The sequence below is a fragment of the Thalassolituus sp. UBA2590 genome (assembly GCF_002339775.1).
Taxonomy (GTDB): domain Bacteria; phylum Pseudomonadota; class Gammaproteobacteria; order Pseudomonadales; family Oceanobacteraceae; genus Thalassolituus.
The window spans coordinates 25,098-32,036 of sequence record NZ_DDKU01000178.1 but is presented as its reverse complement, the minus strand read 5'-3'; the positions used below and the strand labels follow the sequence as shown (position 1 = coordinate 32,036).

The 6,939-nt window shown below is 50.1% G+C and carries 7 protein-coding genes; 3 read left to right on the top strand and 4 right to left on the bottom strand.

All coding sequences use genetic code 11. The features are described from left to right. Positions 1–85: 85 nt before the first annotated feature. The 3 genes from cas2 to cas9 are packed head-to-tail and all read right to left on the bottom strand — an operon-like array spanning position 86 to position 4,517. Positions 86–418, bottom strand: a complete 333-nt coding sequence (gene cas2, locus B2067_RS15445) for a CRISPR-associated endonuclease Cas2 (RefSeq protein WP_068435784.1) — start codon at positions 416–418, stop codon at positions 86–88. Positions 419–422: 4 nt separating this feature from the next. Further along, entirely contained in the window at positions 423–1,328 is a 906-nt protein-coding gene (gene cas1 / locus B2067_RS15440; RefSeq protein WP_068435786.1) for a type II CRISPR-associated endonuclease Cas1, read from the bottom strand. Between the two features lie 3 nt (positions 1,329–1,331). Beyond that, positions 1,332–4,517 carry a type II CRISPR RNA-guided endonuclease Cas9 gene (gene cas9 / locus B2067_RS15435; RefSeq protein WP_068435788.1) on the bottom strand — a complete coding sequence of 1,062 codons (3,186 nt, stop codon included), beginning with the start codon at positions 4,515–4,517 and terminating at the stop codon, positions 1,332–1,334. Between cas9 and B2067_RS15430 the strand changes: the two genes are divergently transcribed. The 3 genes from B2067_RS15430 to B2067_RS15420 all read left to right on the top strand — a co-directional run bounded on the left by B2067_RS15430 (position 4,516) and on the right by B2067_RS15420 (position 5,952). Continuing rightward, complete coding sequence (locus B2067_RS15430) at positions 4,516–4,656, top strand: hypothetical protein (RefSeq protein ID WP_301389020.1); 141 nt, start codon at positions 4,516–4,518, stop codon at positions 4,654–4,656. The two genes, cas9 and B2067_RS15430, sit on opposite strands and share 2 nt — an antisense overlap. A 91-nt stretch (positions 4,657–4,747) precedes the next feature. Then, positions 4,748–5,197 (top strand): TIGR02444 family protein, encoded by a 450-nt coding sequence (locus tag B2067_RS15425; protein ID WP_301389019.1) that lies wholly within the window; start codon positions 4,748–4,750, stop codon positions 5,195–5,197. 35 nt (positions 5,198–5,232) lie between these two features. Next, positions 5,233–5,952, top strand: a complete 720-nt coding sequence (locus B2067_RS15420) for a hypothetical protein (protein ID WP_301389018.1) — start codon at positions 5,233–5,235, stop codon at positions 5,950–5,952. 2 nt (positions 5,953–5,954) lie between these two features. Here B2067_RS15420 and B2067_RS15415 read toward each other — a convergent pair whose 3' ends face one another. Further along, positions 5,955–6,683 (bottom strand): ParA family protein, encoded by a 729-nt coding sequence (locus B2067_RS15415; RefSeq protein WP_297531420.1) that lies wholly within the window; start codon positions 6,681–6,683, stop codon positions 5,955–5,957. Positions 6,684–6,939: the final 256 nt, after the last annotated feature.

Below are 6,939 nucleotides of genomic sequence, written 5' to 3'. Positions count from 1 at the left end.
TCTCACCCCGGAAAACTACAATAAGCTCGACATAACCCACTGAAATACAAGGAATTTTCTTGTGTTTTGGTGGTGTTTTTTACTCTTAGAACAGTAGCATCTGGTCTGCTGTTACCCGTTTTTCCTGAAAACTCAGCTCTCCTAAGAGCAATTTCATATTGGCGAATTGCTTTTCTGAGACCTCAAGACAGCGGATAGAGCCTTCTTTGGGTAGATTGCGCTCCAGTCTTTTGAGGTGCTTGTCTGCATCGTCCCGGTTATTGACGATGCGGCTATAGACTGACCACTGGAGCATGTCGTAGCCATCTTTTAGCAGAAAACGTCGGAAAACGACGTAAGCACGTTTTTTGGCCCGCGTAGTTACTGGCAAATCAAAGAAGACTATCAATCGCATAAATCGCCTCGTCTCTTTACTCATCTGATCAATCCTGTTTCGGATGTGCAGCCAGCCATAACGGCGACTTATCTCGAGTCTCGCAAGCCTGAGCAAGGCCTGACACCATTCGATCTATATTGGCTAAAACTGTGCCTTGATCGTTGTTCAGGCAGTTACCTATGTCCTGATGTAAAAAACTGACCAGCTTGCCTTTGTCCTGTGGCGTTAGTTCCCGTTCTTCTTCGTCCAGGTAGTGCTGTAATACCCAGTGATCCAGCAGTGGCCGATACGGCTCTATCAGGTCGTCGGCGAGATTAAAGGCGTTCTGTTCATTGTCGTGAAAAAGCCCTAACGCAGGATGTAAACCTGAGGCAACGATCGAGCGGGCAATGCAGGCACGAACAACGGCATAACCGTAATTAAGTGCACCATTAAAAAAGTTCGGTACACGTCGCTTGAGAGGCTGGGAAAGCAAATAGCGAAAGTAGATTGCTGCTGCCTGTCCTTCGAAATTATCTGGGTCGCCACTTTTTACGTTTGCAGCCAGACGCATCAGCACCTGTACGGGTTTCTTCTGCCCTGAGAGTGCGAGAGTCTGCGCCTGATTGCGTATTTTTTGTTGAATGATCTGTTGATGCCAGCGTTTGATGGTTGGGCGGGGCAGGGTCAACTGAGCGCGTAAGCGCTTTAAGGTGCGATGATAGCTTTGATAAGGCAGAAAAATGCCATTGGGCAAATGCTGGGAATCTACTGTGACTACTACGATGCCGGCTTCAGCAAGTTCGCAGAGCATGGGCTGGGATATAGTGATCCGGGGGTTATCAAGAATAATTGCACTGAGGTCTTCGAGAGGAATCGAGGCCTCTGAGTCGTCGGTCAGTTTGATATGAAACTGACCACGACAAAGGGAGAGATACGCAGGCTGGCTGATAACCACACTGCGCCAGCCCATTGATCAGAGCTCCTGGCCTTTACGGAGTGGAGAGCACTTCGGGGTGCCTCCTTTGTATAAATCACCAAGAATTGAAACATGTAGCTTCTGAAGGTCAGCCAACGCGCTCAGAGTTAACTTTCTGACAACCTTCTTGTTATCGTGAGCGTACACCAGCAAGCGACCATCAAATATGTCATATGATTTGACGTAACCTGCTATTGTCTCTTTTTTCGTTTTTGCTTCTATCCAGTCGGTACTGTAGAGCGAGAAAAGGAAGTTATCGTTGGTGTCGACTTCAGGCCAGTTGGCGCGGTCTTCGCCTTTCTTCGGGTAAGCTTTTGGTAATTTACTTCTCGCTTTATCAGATACATATATCGGGACACCGACATATCCATTCTTTGTTTCGTATATATCGATTCTAATCATTCTACCGCTATCAGCGAGCCCTTCTCGTACATGCAATGCTCCTTTACTTTTCGAGGCCATTTTTACAGACCTTATTTCAGGCGCTTGTTTTCCGGGCTTACTTGGTTTGTACACAGGAGGTTGATTAGGTGCAAAGGCCTTTGCACCATCGCCACCGAAGGCCTCAAGACGTTCTCTGAGTACTTTCACAAGAGCTGCATTACGAGGATCTTCGTAGCCGACCATATTCTCGATGTTTTTGAGGGTTAACTTCGAAAGTGGTGTTTTTACAGCAGACAAACCTTGCTCAAGCAGGATGTTATCTTTGCCTTTCGAGCGGATCGTTTCCTGGTGCGCGGCACCTAACTTGCGGCGGGTAGGCGCTCGTGACACTCGTACTCCCCGATGGCCTTCCTGTGCCGACTCATCTGCGCTGATCGCAGACGGATTAAGATAGGCAAGTGTATCATTTCGGAAGTTGTCCCACGGTAGTGGAAAATGCTTTTCCAGGTCTCGTGCTGCGGCAAGATTAACTACCTCTCCGGTGTCAGGATCAGCATAACTGGTGCGCACATTTTTAAGCTCGTGGAATTTAGAATGCCGGGCCATTCGTTGAATCATGCCACGTGTCGCTGCGGCTACTACGGCGGCATCCACAGCGTGATGAAGGTCTCCGGCGGCCCGGTCTTTGTTAAAGCCCCAGCGCCCGCGAAGGAGTGCTGTCAGTTGTCCGCTTAACACAACGCAGCAGTCTTTGCTTTTCGAGTCCGGATGCCATTGAACATGGGATTCGATCATGGCCTTCAGTTCCCGACCAATATAGCGCGTATCGTTTAGGTGGCGGTCTCGGAACTCCCGGGCGGCTTTTTCAGAGAAGTCTTTACGCAGATAACGATTTCGTTTTGCCTGCCGGATTTTTGGGTTCATCTGCACCCAGCGAACAAACTTCTGCCAGTGCTGAGATTGATCATCACCGCCCATAAACTCAAATGGTGTTCTGTTGCCTTTGTCGCGGTTGGCTTCAGTGAGAACAAGAGTTTTATTCAGCAAGCTATCGTCATAGCTGCGGCTGTAGGGGAGGATGTGGTCAACCTCAACGTACCCAGCTTCGTTCAAGCGGCTGAGATCCAGCGCTTTTTGAGTGTAGGCGCATTGCGCATCCTGCTCTTTGTATAGTCTGAATTTAAGCAGGTTGAGGCCATTGGGCTCAGTACCAAAGTGCTCTATATACTCGTTTCGGAGCTGCACTTTCTGCTTCCGGTATTTTTCCTGCTCGCGCTCGATAGACTTACGTTCGCTGAAGGGTTTGCTGAGATCCCGTGCCATTTCGAGGTGGATGGCTGCTGGGGCACCATATCGCTTTGTGATGGCGTTGATTAACTTGCGCGCCTGGTTAAGTGATCGGTACACCACTGGATTACGGATAACATTCTTATCCGGGGGTGGGATTCGCCCGGACTTCTCTTCATTCTGCTGAGGCGAATGATGTTGATAACCAGCGGAAGTACAGGCCTCATCGTATCGTTGGCCCTGCTCCATATACGGCAATATTTTATTGAGAGCTTTGAGTGATAGATTAATAAACTGAGTAAAGTCGCAGTTCAGAACCGCTTCTACCACTTCGTTTTCAATAGTGTGTGGGGATAGTTCGTTACGTATACGTTCATCATCCCGGTAGACAGCAATGGCAGTAGCTATCTGATCCAGTCGTTGCGGATCATGCTGATCCCGCTCCCAGAGCTCGCTGATACCTGATTCCCGGTAGGTTTTTCTCAGCTCGTGAAAGGCTTTTGCTTCGAAGAAGGTAGCGGTTTCGCTTTTGGAGGTTTCTTCACCCGGTTTATAGCGCACCAGGTTAAATCGAACGTATTCTGGTAAATCGAGCTTTTTCCGGATCTGGCTGAATTTCACTGAGGCTTGGGTAAACGGTAAGTTGATAATCTGGCTGCGTTCTTCTGGTGTCAGAGATCTTTGCTCGCCGGGGTATATCAGTCGCAGATTATTAAGCTTGCCGAGCCAAATAAAGCGCTCGCTGCTGAAGGCAGCTTTGGGAGCCCGCTTTTCACCGTGTTCAAACGTACAGAAGCCGACCAGCTTTTCGATGTCATCGTCCTTGAAAACAGGGCGTCGGGCCATCAGCAATGTGTGTACCGCTTCTTCAAGCTCGGGGGTCGCGAGCGGGTTGTCATATTCACGTTGCTTTTTCAAAAGCGTTTTAAGTTCATCGGCAAGGTCAGAGCGGGCAAAGGTATTGCGATAACTACCGCCTTTATTACGCTTATGGTCTTTGAACGCATCATCTTTGCAGACCATTTCAGCAATGGTTCGGTATGACTTGTCTCGCATGAGTTGCTGATTTGCGGATACTCCTGACAGCATCTGCCCTGCTTTGGCATCAGTTTTAAGCTCGGCTTTGCGATTAGATTGGAACCCTCGGTGTTTAACAATATGGTAGAGGGCTGCTGCCAATTCACTTGGAGAGAGCAGCCTGTCCAGGCCTTCTGACCGCAGTTGCCAAGGCGTCTTTGAAGTTTTGAGTACCTCTAAGGAGGTATCTGAAATCAAGCCTGTGCGTTTAAGTAACCTGCGTAGACGCAGTAGGCGGTGTGCTCGGCGGCGTATTCTTCGACGAGCTGATCGGGCTTCTCTACGGATTTTGTTGAGTGGGTCGCCTTCTTTATCTGTTTCTGCTGCACTGAAGGTACGGACATGCATCCCCAGAATGCTCTCGTCGGAGAGTAGTGCCGCTCCAACGGACGCAATACCAATGTCGAGCCCAAGTGTATAGGGGAGGGTGTGCATGGATCTGGAACTCCTGTATATTGATCTTGTTGTGGTTTTCCGGGGTGAGAGCCGTTACTACAATAAGGTCGGCATCTCTGATGCTGAACCGAACCCAACCCGGCAGAGAAATCTGCCGGGTTTTTATTTCCCCGCCTGACTTCCTGTCGCCACATTTCCCAAAAAGATACACCTATCGTATAACTACCTCCAGTGTCCTGATGCGCGTTTAACTTGGAGAAGTTGTTAGCATGGTCGATAGTGTTGAACCAACGCAGAATCCGTTATGGATCTATGCACTGAGCGTTTACTCACGCAGCGGAGTCGAGGCCCTTCTGCTGAAGATGCAGGATGAACACGGTGCCGATATTCTGCAGTTGCTGACGGTGCTCTGGTTATCGGAGCAGGGGCTTGAAGTGGACGAGGCATCTCTTTCCGACAGCGATTACGTGAGCTGGAAGCAGGAAATGATCGAGCCATTGCGCCAGCGTCGGCGGCAGTCTGATCGCCTGGAGCATGGAGATCTCTACGAGTTACTTAAGAAAGCGGAACTCGAAGCTGAGCGCTACGGCCTTGGGATCTTATGGAGCAAAAATAAAGATAATCCGGCGGATAAGGGTCGCTGCGTATCTTCAGACCTTATGCTAGTCTGCAGTAGTGAAAAGGAATGCAAAGCCCTCGCTGATCTTGTTTGGGGCTGAACCGGACATCTGTACACACAGTTTCAGGAGGAAACATGTACGCACCCGCCTATCCGCACGACCCAATCGAGCAACTGTTCTCTGATGTGTTCTGGGTACACGGCAGCATCCGTGTCGGTCCTGGAATGCGCCTTAACCGTAATATGATTATTCTGCGTGAAGGTAAAGAGCTTACGCTGATCAACCCCGTACGACTTCAGGAAGAAGCTCTGCGCGAACTTGATGCATTGGGTCAGGTAGCGCGCGTTGTCAGGCTTGGTGACTTTCACGGGTTGGACGATCAATATTACGTAGATCGATATCAATGTCTTTTCTGGGCTCAGTCGGGCCAGAGCACGTATAGCTCACCCGAAATAGACGTGTTGGTGGACGAAGCATCGCCCGGCCCTACCCGAGACAGCCAGTTTTTTGTTTACCGCAATGCAGTCTACCCAGAGGCCGCGTTGTTAGTGAAAAAACACAGACTGCTGATCACCACTGACAGTCTCCAATATCACCGCGACTGGCGACACTTTTCAGGCTTTACGCGGGTCGTATTCAAGCTGCTTGGGTTTCATCGAGGGATGAATATAGGTGGGCCATGGCTTAAACGCGTGACGCCCAAAGGGGGTTCGTTACAGCATGATTTTGAGCGTCTGGTACAGCTTGATTTCGATGCGTTGGTAGGGGCGCATGGACAGGTGTTGAGGATGGGGGCCAAAGCGGCTGTCAGGGCTGAAGTGCGTCATCTGTACGGCTACGAGGAAGAAGCCTGACATCATTCTCGGTTTTGCTGGATTTCCTGCATCGTTTTATTCAACCAACCCATAAGTGGTTGCCACTCTTCCTGTTCTTTGGGGTGTTGTCGGTCAAAATCGACAACACCAAAACCATGCTCTCCGGCCTTTACGTAGAACTGCGTATCGCGCAGTGCGGTCACAAAAGGAATCTGCAGGTCGTCGAGGAAGGATTTCAGTGAGCTGAAGCTCAAGGTATTACGTTTCACCCGGTTGGCGACCACAGCTATGGCACAGGCTTTTTGACGGTAGGCCTGCGTCTTACGCAGCTCTTCAATAAACTCCGTCGCTGCACGCATATCAATGGCCGATGGAATGACCGGGATAATGACAATATCCGACTGAGCAATCAGGTCAGACAGTGCATTGCCATGCAGGCCGGCTGGTGTGTCAATAACCACGCGTTCTGTCGCCAGGGGGATGCGCATGCGCCAACTGAGCGTCGAACCCGTGCGGTGACGCTCTCTGACGGCCTCAATACCATTGATAATTGGAAACCTGGCACTACGCAGCTTCAGCCAGTCGGTTGCGGACGCCTGAGGGTCGTGATCAATAAGCGTTGTCGTCTTACCTTCACGGGCAAACTGACAGGCCAGGTTAGTGGCCAGAGTGGTTTTACCACAGCCTCCCTTGGCGTTAGCGACCAGAACCCGCATCGCTTTGGCGTAGGTAAAAACCCTGGGCTGTTGACTGATAACCCCTGCAGTCATAGATGACATCGTTTCCTTTCAGCGATGGGTGATAAAATAGAATTCTCTATTGGATAATCTTTAGCATACTGCAAAAATCCGGGTTCTGCCGGAATAGAGTCGACAAAAGGAGTTGCTATGAAATTCACCGTGATCCTGTTTCTTCTCAGCGTCCTCGCTGTGGCGATTGGCACGCCATACATTATGAAAAAAGTGAACAGCGATTCGTCGTCCGGGGTTTCGGCCTACACACCACCCGCCTCTACAGAGCAGACAC